Source organism: Streptomyces sp. GL_148, assembly GCF_057834205.1.
The window spans coordinates 4,395,691-4,411,347 of record NZ_CM174396.1 but is presented as its reverse complement, the minus strand read 5'-3'; the positions used below and the strand labels follow the sequence as shown (position 1 = coordinate 4,411,347).

Annotated in this window: 12 protein-coding genes; 4 read left to right on the top strand and 8 right to left on the bottom strand. The window is 72.6% G+C overall.

The genetic code is table 11. From position 1 onward, the window contains the following. Window position 1 precedes the first annotated feature (1 nt). Window positions 2-1,750 carry a sensor histidine kinase gene (locus tag AC3IYI_RS20325; protein ID WP_489405120.1) on the top strand — a complete coding sequence of 583 codons (1,749 nt, stop codon included), beginning with the start codon at window positions 2-4 and terminating at the stop codon, window positions 1,748-1,750. 18 nt (window positions 1,751-1,768) lie between these two features. On the opposite strand, the gene AC3IYI_RS20320 is transcribed toward AC3IYI_RS20325, so the two are convergent. Further along, on the bottom strand, window positions 1,769-2,704 hold the full coding sequence (locus tag AC3IYI_RS20320) for an HAD hydrolase family protein (protein WP_489405119.1): 936 nt from the start codon (window positions 2,702-2,704) through the stop codon (window positions 1,769-1,771). Between the two features lie 174 nt (window positions 2,705-2,878). Between AC3IYI_RS20320 and AC3IYI_RS20315 the strand changes: the two genes are divergently transcribed. Together AC3IYI_RS20315 and AC3IYI_RS20310 are read left to right on the top strand one after the other, a co-directional pair. Continuing rightward, complete coding sequence (locus AC3IYI_RS20315) at window positions 2,879-3,151, top strand: hypothetical protein (RefSeq protein ID WP_489405118.1); 273 nt, start codon at window positions 2,879-2,881, stop codon at window positions 3,149-3,151. Window positions 3,152-3,323: 172 nt separating this feature from the next. After that, on the top strand, window positions 3,324-4,229 hold the full coding sequence (locus tag AC3IYI_RS20310) for an LLM class flavin-dependent oxidoreductase (protein WP_489405117.1): 906 nt from the start codon (window positions 3,324-3,326) through the stop codon (window positions 4,227-4,229). A gap of 95 nt (window positions 4,230-4,324) precedes the next feature. Here AC3IYI_RS20310 and AC3IYI_RS20305 read toward each other — a convergent pair whose 3' ends face one another. From AC3IYI_RS20305 to AC3IYI_RS20295, 3 genes are all read right to left on the bottom strand, one after another. Next, a complete protein-coding gene (locus AC3IYI_RS20305) occupies window positions 4,325-7,408 on the bottom strand; it encodes a tetratricopeptide repeat protein (RefSeq protein WP_489405116.1) in 3,084 nt (1,027 codons plus the stop codon). Beyond that, entirely contained in the window at window positions 7,405-9,273 is a 1,869-nt protein-coding gene (locus AC3IYI_RS20300) for an HSP90 family protein (protein WP_489405115.1), read from the bottom strand. Before AC3IYI_RS20300 ends, AC3IYI_RS20305 begins: the two co-directional genes overlap by 4 nt. A 185-nt stretch (window positions 9,274-9,458) precedes the next feature. Next, window positions 9,459-9,998, bottom strand: a complete 540-nt coding sequence (locus AC3IYI_RS20295; RefSeq protein WP_489405114.1) for an RNA 2'-phosphotransferase — start codon at window positions 9,996-9,998, stop codon at window positions 9,459-9,461. A 135-nt stretch (window positions 9,999-10,133) separates the two neighbouring features. Here AC3IYI_RS20295 and AC3IYI_RS20290 point away from each other — a divergent pair, with 135 nt between their 5' ends. Further along, on the top strand, window positions 10,134-10,979 hold the full coding sequence (locus AC3IYI_RS20290) for an aquaporin (protein ID WP_489405113.1): 846 nt from the start codon (window positions 10,134-10,136) through the stop codon (window positions 10,977-10,979). A 105-nt stretch (window positions 10,980-11,084) separates the two neighbouring features. Here AC3IYI_RS20290 and AC3IYI_RS20285 read toward each other — a convergent pair whose 3' ends face one another. The 4 genes from AC3IYI_RS20285 to AC3IYI_RS20270 are packed head-to-tail and all read right to left on the bottom strand — an operon-like array spanning window position 11,085 to window position 15,577. Further along, window positions 11,085-11,999 (bottom strand): MerR family transcriptional regulator, encoded by a 915-nt coding sequence (locus AC3IYI_RS20285; protein WP_489405112.1) that lies wholly within the window; start codon window positions 11,997-11,999, stop codon window positions 11,085-11,087. A 10-nt stretch (window positions 12,000-12,009) separates the two neighbouring features. After that, window positions 12,010-12,933 (bottom strand): metal-dependent hydrolase, encoded by a 924-nt coding sequence (locus AC3IYI_RS20280; protein WP_489405111.1) that lies wholly within the window; start codon window positions 12,931-12,933, stop codon window positions 12,010-12,012. After that, window positions 12,930-14,702 carry an SDR family oxidoreductase gene (locus AC3IYI_RS20275; protein WP_489411598.1) on the bottom strand — a complete coding sequence of 591 codons (1,773 nt, stop codon included), beginning with the start codon at window positions 14,700-14,702 and terminating at the stop codon, window positions 12,930-12,932. The genes AC3IYI_RS20280 and AC3IYI_RS20275 overlap by 4 nt, the downstream gene beginning before the upstream one ends. Window positions 14,703-14,707: 5 nt before the next feature. Next, entirely contained in the window at window positions 14,708-15,577 is an 870-nt protein-coding gene (locus AC3IYI_RS20270; RefSeq protein ID WP_489405110.1) for a M24 family metallopeptidase, read from the bottom strand. Window positions 15,578-15,657: the final 80 nt, after the last annotated feature.

Here is a 15,657-nt window from a genome sequence, read left to right as displayed (position 1 = left end):
CATGTCAGCGCAGGAGTCGCAGGAATCGCCCGAGTATCCGCCGGAGCCCTCACCGCAATCGCCCGACCCGATGGAGGCCGCGACCGCCGCCACCCGGAGTCTTCAGGGTCTGTCCACCGAGCTCACGGCCCGGGTGCCGCAGCTGCTGGAGGCCATGCGATCGGTCGGTACCGGCCTCGAACTGCACTCCACGCTGGACCGGATCTGCGAGACGGCCGCCGAGCTCGCGGACGCCCGCTACGCGGCCATCGGCGTGGTCGACACCGAGGGCCGGGGGCTCTCGGACTTCGTCACCTTCGGCATCAGCAATGCGCTGGCGAAGAAGATCGGGCACCGCCCGGACGGGAAGCGCGGCCTGCTCGGCGCGCTGATCTCGAACCCGGACCCCGTGCACCTCGCCGACCTGGCCAAGGACCCGCGCTCGTCGGGGTTCCCCGCCCATCACCCGCCCATGAAGACCTTCCTCGGCGTTCCGATCCGGGTCCAGGGAGAGATCTTCGGGAACCTCTACCTGGCGGAGAAGAACGGTGGCGGCGAGTTCAACGACTACGACGTCCACATGGTCCGGGTGCTGGCGACCGAGGCCGGCATCGCCATCGGCAACGCCCGGCTCTACGAGGCCGCCACCCAGCGCGAGCGCTGGATCGACGGCTCGGTCGCCGTCACCACGGCCCTGCTGTCGGGCGGGGACGCGGACGACGCGCTCGCGGTCGTCGCCGAACAGGCCCGCCGGCTCGCCGATTCGGCCGCCGGGATCGTGATGCTGCCGGCCGAGGACGGCGGGATGGAGATCGTCGCGGTCTCCGCGGAGAACCCGGCGACCTCGCTCGGCGTCGTCATCCCGGCGGAGAGCCCGGTGGTGGCCCAGCTGCTGGAGGGCGAGTCGGTCTTCGTGGACGACGCGGCCTCGGACCCGCGCATGATCAGTCGCCTGACCAGCCAGTACGGGGCCTGCATGATGCTTCCCCTGCAGAGCGGCGGCCGGGTCCTGGGGGCCCTCGTCACGCCGCGGGCGCGCGGGAAGAGGCCGTTCACCGAGGCGGAGCGGACCCTGGCCACGCAGTTCGCCTCGCAGGCGGCCCTGGCGCTGATGATGGCGGAGGCGCAGCGGGACCGAGAACGCCTCGCGGTGTTCGAGGACCGCGACCGGATCGCGCGCGACCTGCACGACCTGGTCATCCAGCGGCTCTTCGCCACCGGCATGATGCTGGAGGGCGCCCAGCGCCGTTCCATCGTCCCGGAGGTCCGCGACGGCGTCGGCAAGGCCGTGGACGAGCTCGACGTGACGATCCAGGAGATCCGCACCGCGATCTTCGCGCTCCAGCAAGGACCGGCGGAGGCCCCTTCGGGGCTGCGCACCCGGGTGCTGCGGGAGATCAACATGGCTGCCGTGCCGCTGGGCTTCAAGCCCGCGCACCGCTTCCTCGGACCGATCGACGCGGTCGTCGGCGAGCTCGTCGGAAAGAATCTGATCGCCGCCCTGCGGGAGGCGCTGTCGAACGCGTTCCGGCACTCGGAGGCGTCCCGGATCGAGGTGGTGCTCGACTCCACCGTCAGCCTGGCCGACGGGCGGCCCGGGGTCCGGCTGGAGGTGGCCGACGACGGAGTGGGCATCCCGGAGGGCGGGCGGCGCAGCGGGCTGCGCAACCTGCGCCGACGGGCCGAATCGCTCGGCGGATCCAGCTCGTACGGCCCCGGCCTCGGCGAGGAGGGCGGCGGGACCACCCTGGTGTGGGAGGCCCCGCTGTAGCCGTGCTTCGGCTGGTGGCTACGCCTCGGTGCGGTCGGTCCGTTCGGCCAGGATGCGCTCGATGACCAGGGCGACGCCGTCCTCGTTGTTGGCGACCGTACGGCCCGACGCGGCCGCGATCACATCCGGATGGGCGTTGCCCATCGCGTACGAGGTGCCGGCCCAGCCGAGCATCTCCACGTCGTTCGGCATATCGCCGAAGGCGACCACTTCGGCCGGTGAGATGCCGCGCTCCGCGCAGCACAGCGCCAGGGTGCTCGCCTTGGAGACCCCCGGGCCGCTGATCTCCAGCAGGGAGGTCGGGCTGGAGCGGGTGATCGAGGCGTACGCGCCGGCGACGGAGCGGGCCAGGGCCAGGAACTCGTCCGGGGCCAGCTCGGAGTGGTGCGCGAGCACCTTGAGCACGGGCGCCGAATCGTCGTCCGTGGCCTCGTCGAGCAGCTCCTCGGCGGTGGCGACATGGGCGCCCGGGTCCTGGAAGAACGGCGGGTACTGCGGCTCGTAGTTGATGCCGGTGGTCAGCTCGACGGCGAAGGAGGTGCCGGGGGCGGCGGCCCGCAGGGCCTCCACCACCTTGAGTGCCGTGATCCGCGGCAGCGGCCTGACCTGGACGAACTCCCGACCCGCGGGTGGCCGGCCGGTGGTGTGCTCGTCGGTGGCGTGCCGGTCGATGGCATGCAGGTCGACGACGGCGGCCCCGTTCGCGCAGATGGCCAGGCCGTGGCCCTGGACGTGGTCGCTGACCACACCCATCCAGCGGGCCGGGCGTCCGGTCACGAAGAACACCTCGATGCCGGCCTCCTCGGCGGCGGCGAGGGCGGCGACGGTGCGCTCCGAGACGGATTTGTCGTCGCGCAGCAGGGTGCCGTCGAGGTCGGTGGCGATGAGCCGGGTCGCGGGGGTTGGCCCGTCCGGGCGCTGGGGAGCCGAGGTCACGGCTCCATCTTCGCCCATGCCGAGGGTGGGCGACGTTTCACGTGAAACATCACGACCTTGGTCCGGGCGATGTTTCACGTGAAACATCGCGACATGGTTGTTAGTGGGCGGTGGAAGGATCTCCTCGCCGGTTCCGCTGCCGTTGGCGCTGCCGGCTCGGTGCCGGTTCCGACGACGTCACACGGGGGCGACGTGCTGCTCATCCCTTCAGCCCGCGCGGCGGATTGCGACGCATGTGGCGGCCCGCGCGCCAAGTGGGTCGCGAGCCTGGCGATGGCCCTGTGCACGGTGTGCGAACAGGCGGGCGGCACCCACCGCCCGGAGCGCGAACCGGTGCTGGTGGGCGAGGTCCTGGCCGGTGCGGCCGACGCCCTGGCCCGCGCCGGCCGCGCCGCCGCTCCGGCCCGCCCCTACTCCGCAGTCCTGCTCGCCCTGTGGCGGCACAAGGCCGAGAGCGGGACATGACGGCGGCCGGCACGCCGGTGAGGGCTGCGAGGCCCAGGGCCAGGGAGAGCGGCGTCAGGAGTTGCAGCCACTGCACCGTCCTGAGCGTGCGCCCGGGGACGGGATCTGACGCGCGGCACAAACGCCGAGTCGTCCGCGTGAGGGCCGTGCGGGGCGGACGTAGGCTCGGGGCATGAGTCTGCGCCTGAGCACCGTGATCCTGCCCGTCGACCGCTGGCACGAGGGAGGCCGCGCGAAGTGGCAGCGCGCCGAGGAGCTGGGGTTCCACGCCGCCTACACCTACGACCACCTGTCCTGGCGGACCTTCCGGAACGGGCCGTGGTTCGGCGCTCTGCCGACGCTCACGGCCGCCGCGACGGCCACGGAGCGGCTGCGCCTCGGCACGCTCGTCACCTCGCCGAACTTCCGCCACCCGGTGACGCTCGCCAAGGAACTGATCTCCCTCGACGACGTCTCGGGCGGACGGATCACGCTCGGCATCGGGGCCGGCGGCAACGGCTTCGACGCCACCGTGCTCGGCCAGGAGCAGCCCTGGACCCCCAAGGAGCGCGCCGACCGGTTCGGGGAGTTCCTGCCGCTGCTCGACCGGCTGCTCACCGAGGACTCCGTCTCGCAGCGGGGCACGTTCTACTCGGCGGAGGAGGCCTTCAACATCCCCGGGTGCGTCCAGCGCCCCCGGCTGCCCTTCGCCGTCGCCGCGACCGGCCCGCGCGGCCTGAAGCTCGCCGCGCGGTACGGGCAGGCATGGGTGACCACCGGCGACCCCAAGATCTTCGACGAGGGCACTCCGGAGCAGTCGGTACAGGCCCTGCGCGGCCAGGTCGAGAAGCTCGGCAAGGCGTGTGCGGAGACCGGCCGGGAGATGGCCGAGCTGGACAAGGTCCTGCTCACGGGCTTCACTCCGGACCGGGGGGCGCCGCTGGAGTCCGTGGCGGCCTTCGTCGACTTCGCCGGCCGCCACCAGGAGCTCGGCTTCACCGAGCTCGTGATCCACTGGCCGATCCCCGACTCCGACTTCGCCGCCGACCAGGGAGTCTTCGAGCGGATCGCCACGGAGGCGCTCGCACAGCTGGGCTGAGCGGGCAGCTGCTGCTGCCGCCGCTGCCGCTGCCGCTGCCGCTGCCGCCGCTGCCGCCGCCCCGGGCTTCGGGGCGACGGCAGCGCCCGGCGGCGTCAGGACGAGGTACGCAGCAAGTGCTCCGTGGTCCGTTCGGCGCTCTCCAGCAGCCACTCCGGGGCCACTCCTTCGGGCAGCGCGCGTACCTCGGCCGCCAGCGCCGAGACCCGGGCGGCGCCGGCTTCGGGCCGGCCCAGCTCGTGCTCGGTCCAGGCGGCGTTGTTCACGCACTGGAACCGGGCCTGCAGATGCTCCGGGCCGAGCTCCGCGTGGAGGGCGGCGGCCCGCTCCCACAGCAGGATCTCCTCCAGCCGCAGCGCCTCCAGCTCCGCTGCGCCCAGCGGTTCGGCGGGCCGTGAGTCCCGGCTCTCCTCCAGCTCTTCCGCTTCCCCCGCTTCCCCCTCTTCCCCGACTTCCCCGTCTTCCTCGTGCGCTTCCTCGTCGGCGCGGACCCGGCGGTCGAGTACCTGGGCGAGCTGGTTCCAGGTCTCGGCCAGTTCGGCCCGTGCCTCCTGGTCCTCGGGAGCCTGTGTCAGCGCGGCGGTCAGCACCTCGGCCGCCTCGCCCATCCGGGCCCGGGCCCTCGCCACCCCCGCGTCGGTGACCTCTTCGCGCAGCCCCAGCCAGGCCAGCGACCGCAGGATACGTACCTCGGCGACCGGCGCGTCCTTCGACCGCCGGCGCAGTTCGAGGGCCCGCTCGTACGCGGCGACCGCCTCCGGCACCAGCTGCGCCCCGGAGAGCTGATCGGCGGCGGCCTGGGCGAAGTTCGCCTGCGGACGCGGGTCCTCCCAGTCCTCGGCGAGCTCCGCCGCCAGCAGGTACTGCTCGGCCGCGCCCCGGGGATCGTGCAGTTCGCGCAGCAGGTCGCCGAGGAATTCCCGTACGGAGACGGCCTGGCCCTCACCGTGCTCGAGCAGGTCCGGCAGGGTCGACTGCAACACCTCGGCCGCCTCGGCGGTGCGGCCCTCGCGGGCGTGGCACCGGGCGAGCAGCAGCCGGGCCTGGGCTCCGCCGTCGGCGGTGAGCCCGGCCTGGTCGAACCAGTGCGCCGCCTCCAGAGCGTGCCGCGCGGCCTCCGCGTCGGCCTCGCCGCGCCCCAGCAGGATGTCGGCGAGGGTGAGCCGTACGACGCCCTGCGCCTCGGGGTCGGTCACCTCGGCGGCATGCGTCAGCCCGGCGCGGGCCGACTCCTCGGCCTCAGCCGCCCGGTCCAGCGACATCAGCACGCCGGCCCGCAGCACGAGCGGGTCCACGGCGAGCCACGGCCGGCCCGCCGCCACCGAGCGGTCGGCAGATGTGGCGAGCAGCGTCACGGCACGGTCCGGGTCGCCCTGCGAGAGGGCGAGGCGGCCCAGCATCTCCTCGGCCTCCGCCACCACGTCGGGCAGGGCCGCGGCGTAGGAATCGGCGAAGGCGGCCAGTTCGGCGGCCAGCTCGCCGTGCCCGTGCCCGTGGCCCTGCCCGTGCTCCGGGTCGTGGCCGCCGCCGTCGCCGCGCCCGTGCCCGTGCCGGGGGTCCTCGGTGGCCTCGACCGAGCGCAGGTAGGACTCCACCCGGATCCCGGTCAGTTCCGCGAGCGCGATCCGCCGGGTCCGCAGCGGCTCGCCCGCGTCCAGCGCCTCGGCGGCGCGCAGGGCGACGGCCAGCAGCGCGCGCAGCTCCCCCGCCTCGGTGCCCGACTGCGCGGCCACCGTCGCCAGCCGCAGCTCGGCCAGGGCGGCACGCTCCGCGAGCCCCAGCTCCCGGTAGCGCTCGCGTACGCCGGCCAGCAGTTCCGCGGCGTCGCCGGCGCCGGCCCGAGCGGCCGCCAGGGCCCGGTGGTCCGCCACATCGGCGGTGGCCAGCGGATCGGACCCGGCAGCCGCCTCGGGGCGCAGGGCCACTTGCTCCCAGAGGGCGTCCGCGCCGGGGTGTCCGAGGTCGCGCGCCTCCCGGGCCCGCTCCACGAGTTCCGCGAAGCCCTCGGCCGGGGTTGCTGCCGCTCCGGGCACCGGGGCGGGGCCCGGCTGCGGGAGCGCCGCGAGCGCGGAGCTGCGTACGCCCAGAGGCAGGACCGCGGTCAGCGGGGCTCCGCCGATCCGTGCGAGGAACCGCTCCGAGACCCGGGTGGAGCCGTTGCGGGTGTCGAACCGCCGGGCGATGTCGAGCGAGCCCGCGCGCAGCACCTCGTACAGCTCGGACACGGTGCACGGGCTGCCCTCGTAGGGGACGGTGGGGCTCTGGCCGTGGCCCAGCTCCGTGAGGCGGCGCAGCAGGACGAGGACTCCCCCGTGGAAGGCCAGCTGGTCGGAGAGGTTGGCGAGCGGGGCCACGTGCGCCGCGTGCTCGGCAAGGATCTCCAGGCCGCGGGACTCGTTCCCGGTGAGCGCGCAGAATTCGATGTGCCGGCCCACCGAGGGCAGCAGGCTCTCCTTGTCCCGGGCCAGCCGGTATCCGCGCAGATGGGCCGAGCGTGCCTCGTCGAGGCGGCCGAGTCGCACCAGCGGCAGCAGCGAGGCGGCCAGGACCCGGTGGGGTTCCTCGGCGCAGGTCTGCTCGCCGGACAGCACCGGCTGCCAGCGCACCAGGGCCTCGGCGTCGTCACCGCGCAGCACGGCGTACTGGCCCTGGCTGTTGAGTTCGCAGGCGTGGCAGTCGCTCATGTCGTCGCGATCGGCGGCCTGCCAGCGCTTGTACGCGCGTCCGGCCCGCTCGTCGTCGCCGGTCGCGTCGGCGAGCCACAGCTCGGCCTCGCGGACGGGACGCTCGCTGTAGCCGGCGATCCGGTAGCGGCGCTCCATCTCGTCCAGCCAGCCGGCGGCCGACTCCAGCGGGATCTCGGGAGAGTGGCCGATGGCGCTGGCGATCCACTTGAACTGCCAGAACAGCGAGTGGGCATCCCACTCGTCGAAGGCGCCCGGGTCCTTGTCGTACTCCTGGAGCAGCCGGGCGAAGGGGACGAGCATCTTCGGCGACTCGGAGCTGTACAGGTAGGCGTTGATCAGGTTGTCCAGTGCCGCACGGAACAGCGGGCGGTCCCCGGTCGCTTCGGCGGCGGCGGACAGCGCCTCGGCGTGCGCGTTGCGGGCGGACCCTCCCGGGGCCTGGCGGTTCTCGGCCAGTCCGCGCTCGATCTCCTCGCGCGTCATCGTGCTCACTTCTGCTCCTCCTGGGGGTCGGCTCCGGTGGTGCTGTCCGTGCTGTTGACCGGGTGCGTCGCCCATTCCAGGAGCCCGAGGAAGGCCCGGTTGAGCAGCGTGGTGTCGGCCGCGCGCAGCGGCCGCTGCGACCTCAGCAGGGCCTGTCCGTACAGCGATTCGACGGCGGTGGCGGTCAGGGCTTCGTCGGGGAGGGCGGCGATCCGGCGGATGAGCGGGTTGTTGTGGTTGAGCACGAGGCGGGCGCGCGGAGCGGAGCCGCGCAGCGAACCGAGGATGCCGCTCCACAGGGAGTCGGCGGTCTCCAGGGCGGCGGTGCGGTCGCGCTCCTGACGGGCCTGGCGGTCGTCGAGGTAGAGCGCGGGGACGACGGCGGGCTGGAAGGCGCGCAGGACGACGTCGCAGCTCTGGGGTTCCAGCCGGGTGCGGGCGGTGGCCAGGAAGGGCGCGAGGGCCAGTTCGGCGGAGGTCGGGACCGGATCGAGGCGCTCGGTGACGGCCCCCGCGTCGAGCTCGGTGACCTTGAGCTCCGGGCGTACGGCGGGCAGCAGGGCCAGCAGGTCGGCGTCGTAGGTGTAGCCGGCGTTGATGACTCCGAGTCCGTGGGCCGCCGCGATCGGGGCGATCTGGCGGAACTCCTCCACGGTCCGGGTGAAGTGGATCTCGGTGTGCGCGGCGGCGAACTCCTCCAGGTTCATCGACCCGTCGCTGGTCTCGAACGGCAGCCAGGGCAGCATCAGGCCGAGCAGCTCGGGGTCGTGCCGGGCCAGCGATTTCACCCCGAGGTGGTGGACGCTGAGGAAGGCGGCCAGCCGCTCGGGTTCGCTGGTGGCGAGCTCGGCGAGCCAGGCGCGGACGCGGGCGCCGAGGGCCTCGCGCACGGCGGCCAGGGTCTCGTCGTCGTACAGGTTCTCGCGGGACGCGGTGGGCCGCAGGGTGTCGGTGTCCAGGACGGCGCGCACGAAGAACGCCCAGTCGGGCAGCAGGTTGTCGGCCTTGTCGGTCAGCAGCATGCCCTTGAGGTGGACGCGGTGTCCGGACCGGTGGGCGGGGCTGGTCGGCTCGGGCAGGACGTACGCGACCCCGCGCACTCCGGCCACTGGCAGGTCGAGGTCGATGCTGTCGAGGGGGGTGAAACCGAAGAGCTGCGCGCAGTGCCCGGCGAGCGCGACGCGGCGGGCCGCGGGGGTGAGGAAGGGCCGGTCCCAGACGGCGGGCCGGTCGGTGACCGGGCGGGGTCCGGCAGCGGAGCCGTCGTCGAAGGTGATGTCGTAGGGCAGCAGGGAGCCGTAGTCGCGGGCCAGTTGCTCGACCTTGGCCGGTACGGTCCATTCCTCGGCGCCGGGACGGGCCTCCAGGACGACGGTGGTGCCGGGCTCCGGGCGGGCGTCGAAGGGCAGTTCGCGGACGGTGTACGAGCCGTCGTCGGTGGCCAGCCATTCGACGGGCGCGGCCAGCGGATCGCGGGCGGAGCGGGTGACCACGCGGATCTGGCGGGCGACGACGAAGCAGGCGAGCAGACCGATGCCGAACTGGCCGAGGAACTCCTGGCGGGTGGTCTCCAGGCCGTGCGGGCCCCCGCGCTTGGAGCTGCGCCCGATGGTGGCGAGGAGGGAGTGGGCCTCGTCGGCGGTCAGGCCGATGCCGCTGTCCTCGATGGTCACGCGGTTCCCGGTCGCCGACAGGCGGATGGCGATCTCGGCTTCGGGATCCAGGGCGTGGCGGGCGGTGACCGCGTCGACGGCGTTCTGGAGGAGCTCGCGGACGTACACGCGGGGGCTGGAGTAGAGGTGGTGGGACAGCAGGTCGACCAGGCCGCGCAGATCGACCTGGAAGGTGTTCGGACCGGATTCTTCGGACGTCATGGGGCGTCACCTCGCGTGCTGGTACGGGTTGTTCGGCGACCGCGAGGTACCCCCCTCACAGATCCCGGAGTGAGGAACAGCGTAGGGGGATGATCTGACAATCCCTCGGTGAATTCCCGTCCCCCCGGGGCTTCTCCGGATCTTCTCTCCGGCTTCGCCCGGGCATCTCCGGTGCATCTCGGGGGTTATTGGAAGCGCAGGAATTGCGGCGGCACGGAGTCCGCCAGCCACACCCCATTGGCGCTGACCCGAAACACGTGCCCCGCGGCGCGCATCGCCCCCGCGTCCACGGCGAGGACGACCGGCCGGCCGCGCCGTGCGCCGACCCGGGTCGCGGTCTCCCGGTCCGGGGAGAGGTGGACGTGGTGGCGGGCCATCGGGCGCAGTCCCTCGGCGCGGATCGCGTCCAGGGCGGCCGCGACGGTGCCGTGGTAGAGGTACGCGGGCGGTTCGGCCTCCGGCAGGGCCAGGTCCACGGGGACGGTGTGCCCCTGGTTCGCGCGGATCCGGGTGCCGTCTACGGCGAACCGCTGCTTGTCGTTGGCGGCGACCACGTGGTCGAGCTCGGCCCGGCTAAGGCGGAAGCCGTGGGCGGCCGCGGCGCTCAGAAGATCGTCGATCTCCACCCAGCCTTGCGGGTCGAGCACCAGTCCGATGCGTTCCGGCTGATGGCGGAGGTGTTTCGAGACGTATTTGGACACCTTGACGGTGCGCTTGTCATCCATTCGCCCAGCGTGACGGCTCGGCCGGGTCCGGCGCAGCGATTTTTCGCCGTCCTCCCGAACCTGGACTCCCCCTATCGCGTTTCCAAGATACGGAATACATTTTCCGCTGAACTGCCACCCAAGGGGAAGAAAAGTATGACAAACAGCGCGTCTCTGTCTCTGTCTCGGCGGGCGACCGCCGAGCTCGTCGGCACCGCCGCCCTCCTCGTGGTCGTCATCGGATCCGGAATCCAGGCCGCCGCGCTCACCTCCGATACGGGTGTGGCTCTCGTCGCCAACTCGCTCGCCTCGGCCATCGGGCTCGGCCTGATCATCACGCTCTTCGGGCCGCTCTCGGGCGCCCACCTCAACCCGGTGGTCACCCTCACGGCATGGTGGGGGCGGCGCGCCGGCGGCGAAGGACTCGAAGGCCGGGAGGCCCTGGTCTACGTGGCGGCCCAGACCGCCGGGGCCATAGGCGGGGCCGTGCTCGCGGAGGCGATGTTCGGCCGCGTCCCCGGAGCCTTCTCCACCCAGGTCCGCGACGGCGGACACCTGCTCGTCGGGGAGGTCGTGGCCACCGCCGGTCTGGTCCTGGTCATCCAGGGCCTCGGCCGCATCGGCCGGACGAAGCTGATCCCGGCCGCGGTCGCCGCCTACATCGCCGCCGCGATCTGGTTCACCTCCTCCGGGTCCTTCGCGAACCCGGCCGGCACCATCGGGCGCAGCTTCAGCGACTCCTTCACCGGCATCGCCCCGCAGTCGCTGCCGGGGTTCGTCGCCGCCCAGCTCGTCGGCGGGATCCTCGGCCTGGTCCTCGCGGGCTTGCTCTACGGGAGCACCCGCCGGGCAGCCGCCTCCACCGCAGGCAACGCCTCCATCACCGACAGCGCCTCCACCGCCGACAGCACCCCCACCGCCGCGACCGAGTCCACCACTGCGGCCGTCGGCCCGGTGGCCGAAACCAGCGCACCCGGGCCGGTGTTCCAGGCCGTCGTCTGACCCTCCGGGGGCGGTTCCCCACAGGCCGGTCGGACTTGTCCACAGCCCTTTGCACCGGTTTCGGCGACAAAAGCGTGATCCGGCCTGTGGACTACTGAGCGAGCACTACCGGCCGCCGCGACTGGCCAGATCGTTCATCGTCCGGGCCTGCAACTCCCGCTCCGTGGCGGCCCGGACGAACTCCGCCACATGGTCGGGCCCCACCAGTTCCTGCACCGCCCGTACGGTCTCCGCGGGCAGCGCCACCGGGGCCGGCCCGGACGGCTGGGGGGTCCCGACGGCCCCGAGGTGCCGCTGAAGGTGCCGGGTGGCCAAGAGGCGCATCGCCCGCGCCAGTTCCGCGTCCACCGTCTGCTGGGCCAGTGGCCGCAGTCTCCGTACCATCGTCGCCGCCTCGGCCGCGTCGGAGTCCGTCGGGGGCACGGCACCCAGGTACCGGGCGAAGACGTGCTCCGTGGTGAACTCCAGGAAGCGCGAGGCGATGAGCTCCACCTGTCCGCGCAGCTCCCGCAGATGACCGGTGATCGCGGGCAGCGGGACCCCCGCGGCGTACAGCTCGGCGGCCACGGACAGCTCCTGCGGGGACGGAACGAGGAACTGGTCCGGGCGCCCCGGGATCCGCTCCAGCACGCCCAGCTCGCACGCCTCGCCGACCGCTTCGTCGTCGGGCTTGCCGCCGAACCGTTCGTTCAGCTCGTCCCGGCTTATCCGGGCCGCTTCCTCGTCCGTCCACGGCCCGTGCACCTCGGCCACCAGCCCCAGGACTCCGCCGAGCCCACGGCCCGCGTCCCAGGCCTCCAGCAGTTCCTTGATGGAGGCCAGGGTGTACCCGCGGTCCAGCAGGTCGGCGATCTGACGCAGGCGCGCCAGATGCGTGTCCCGGTAGACGTTGGAACGGCCTCGCCGCTCCGGCTTCGGCAGCAGACCGCGGTCCTGGTACGCCCGGATCGTGCGGACGGTCGCACCGCTGTGGTGCGCCAGATCCTCGATCCGGTACTCGGCTACTGCCTGCTCGGACAATCCCGGCTCCCTACGACATGGCGGCTCGGCCGACCGCGCCCGCAGCGGACCGGGCGGCAGGTGAAGCCGCGAGGTACTCGACCGCCCTGCGCAGCGAGCCCTCCTGCGAGGGATGGTACGACCGCCGCAGGTAGCGGGGTATGGCCGTGCCGAGCTCTCTCCAAGTGGGCAGCAGACCCTTGGCCACGGCCCGGTGGTGCGCGCGCAGCGAATAGCGGGTCCGTCCGCGCAGCTCGGGGTCGTTGCGCAGGAGGTACGAGGCCCCCGCGATCCAGAGCCAGCCCAGGACCGGCGCGACCACGACCATGCCCTCGACGCGCCGGACGTAGCGGGGCAGGCCCGAGCCGCCGCAGTGCTGGTACATGTCGAAGGCGACGGAACGGTGCTCCACCTCCTCCGCGCCGTGCCAGCGCAGCAGATCGAGCATGACCTCGTCCGCTCCGGCCGCGTCCAGCCCCTCGGCGCCGAGCACCCAGTCCCCGAGGACCGCCGTGAACTGCTCGATCGCGGCGACCAGCGAGAGCCGGAAGCGCAGCCACTCCTGCGCGGTGATCGGGGCACCGAACGGCGGGGTCTCCCCCAGCAGCTTCTCGAAGAGGAAGTCCACGTACTTCGTGTACGCCTCGGTGGGCAGCCGCTGTTCGGCGAGGTGGTCCAGGACGTAGGAGTGCTGCACGCTGTGCGTGGCCTCCTGGCCCATGAACCCCTTCACGTCGCTGCGCAGCTTCGGGTCCGTGACCAGGGGCAGGCCCTCTTTGAAGACCTTCACGAACCACCGCTCACCGGCCGGCAGCAGCAGGTGCAGCACGTTGATGACGTGGGTGGCGGTGGGCTCGGCCGGTATCCAGTGCAGCGGGGTGGCCTTCCAGTCGAAGGCCACCCGGCGCGGTGCGATCGCGTACGGGTCCGTCCTGCCCGCGACCGCCCCGGTCACAGCTTGGGCTCCAGTTTCGCGAACCGCCGCAGGGTCCCCGGCGCGAACCGGGACATCCACAGGGCGCCCTTGGACTCGGGGGTCACCGGGACCACGGCCTGGTTCTTCACGACCGCGAGCAGGATCGCGTCGGCGACCTTCTCCGGCGGGAAGTTGCGCAGCCCGTAGAGCCGGGAGGACTTCTGCTGGCGCCGCTTCTCCTCGGCCTCGTCCACCCCGGCGAACCGGGAGGTGGCGGTGATGTTGGTGTTGACGATGCCGGGGCAGATCGCCGACACCCCGATCGACTTCGAGGCCAGCTCGGCCCGCAGGCACTCGCTGAGCATCAGCACCGCCGCCTTGGAGGTGCTGTACGCGGGCAGCACCTTGGACGGCAGGTAGGCGGCGGCGGAGGCGGTGTTGACGATGTGCCCGCCCTGGCCGCGCTCGGCCATCTGCTTGCCGAAGAGCCGGCAGCCGTGGATGACGCCCCACAGGTTGACGTCGAGGACCTTCTTCCAGTCCTCGGTGCTCGTCTCCAGGAACGGCCCCGACAGGCCGATCCCGGCGTTGTTGACCAGGACGTCCACGATCCCGTACTCGGAGGCGACCTTCGCGGCGAGCTTCTCCATGGCCTGCTCGTCGCTGACGTCGACGCACTCGCCCCAGGCCTGCGGCGAGCCGACCAGGCGCGCCATGTCGGCGGTGCGGGCAGCGCCGTCGGCGTCCCGGTCCACGCACACCACGCGTGCGCCGGCCTCGGCGAACGCGAAGGCGGTGGCCCGGCCGATGCCGCTGGCGGCTCCGGTGACCAGGACCAGCCGGCCGCCGAAATGGTCCGCGTACTTGCCCGGAGCCTTCGTCTCCGGCGCCCGCGTGGCGGGCTCCTCCCGGGAGGTGACGAACTCGGTGATCCAGGCGGCCAGCTGGTCGGGCCGGGTCCGCGGCACCCAGTGCTTGGCCGCCAAGGTGCGCCGCACCAGGTCCGGTGCCCACAGCTCCAGCTCGTCGTAGAGCCGCTCGGAGAGGAAGGCGTCGTCGGTGGGGGTGATCAGCTGCACCGGTACGTGGGCGTACGCGTCGGCGCGCGGCCGGCGCAGCCGGGCCCGGATGTTGTCCCGGTAGAGCCAGGCGCCGCGCGCGGCGTCGGAAGGCAGCGAGGCCGTCGGATAGTCCCCGGCAGGGACCTGCTCCATCCGCTGGAGGATCTTCGGCCACTGTTTGCCGAGCGGCCCGCGCCAGGCGAGCTCCGGCAGCACGGGGGTGTGCAGCATGTACACGTACCAGGACTTGGCGCCCTGGTTCAGCAGCTGGGCCGCCCGGCGCGGAGTGGGCCGGGCCATCCGCTTCTTGATCCAGTGCCCGAAGTGGTCGAGCGAGGGCCCCGACATCGAGGTGAAGGAGGCGATCCGGCCCTCGGTACGGGCGACCGTCGCGAACTCCCAGCCCTGTACGGAGCCCCAGTCGTGGCCGACCAGGTGCACCGGGCGGTCCGGGCTGACCGCGTCCACGACCGCGAGGAAGTCGTCGGTCAGCTTCTCCAGGGTGAACCCGCCGCGCAGCGGCTGCGGGGCGGTGGAGCGCCCGTGGCCCCGTACGTCGTAGAGCACGACGTGGAACTGGGAGGCCAGCCGCTCGGCGACCTGCGACCAGACCTCCTTGCTGTCCGGGTAACCGTGTACCAGGACCACGGTCGGGCGGTCCGCGTCGCCGAGCTCGACGACGCACAGCTCGATCCCGCCGGTGCTCACCCAGCGCTCGCGCGCACCCGCCAGGCCCGCGTCCGTCATTGCGCTCATGCCGCCTTCTCCTCAGCCCAGCGCCGCACGTGCGGCAGATCGTCGTCCAGCCAGTACGCGCTCTCCTCGGGGTCCCGGGAGTCGGTGACGACCAGGATCTCCTCGAACTTCGCGCCGGTGCCCCGGAAGCCCAGGTGCGGCTCCACCGCCCACAGGCCGGGCTGGGGCGGGTGGTCGGAGAAGCGGTACGGGCTCCACAGCGGGGACCAGCCCTCGCGGTGGCCGCGCAGGGCATCGGAGGCCAGCCCCTTCAGGGCCTGGGTGCCGAACCCGAACGCGGTCGGCGCCCAGCTCCGCTCCTTGACCCGGTCTATCTTGTGCGCGATGACGCCGAAGGGGTAGGCCCGGTGCCGGTTCGTGTACCCCTGGACGAGCATCAGCCGCTCCACCTCCTCGTAGATGTCGCGCAGGGAGCGGCGCTCGCGCACCTGGTCGAGGATCAGCGTGCGGTGCGCCTGCAGATCGGACATGAGCCGGTCCTGCACCGGGTTGAGGCCGAGGCTCCCCGAGTACCCGATGTCCGCGGTGTGGCCCTTGTAGACCGGGGCCATGTCGAGGATGAACGGCATCCCCGGCTCCAGGGCCCGGTTCGTCGGAAAGAACTGCAGGGGGATCTTGAAGCCGGTGAAGGCGGTCCGGTCCCCGAACCACGCGAACGGCATGTGGAACCAGTCCCGCACCCCGCGCTCGCGCAGCCAGTCGCGCTGCATCCGCGCGGCCTCGCGCTCGGTCACGCCGGGGCGCAGCTGCGCCGCGACGGCCTCGGCGCACTCGTAGGAAAGGCGCTGCACCTCTTTGAATCCGCGCAGCTCGGCGGAGAGTTCCGTGGTGCGTCGCTTCGTGCGTTGCCTCGTGTCCCCAGCCATGCCAGCCGTCCGTCCATATAGCCGTACGCGCCCGTAACTTGACACTGATGAATGTGACAATGACCGGAGATCACGTCAAG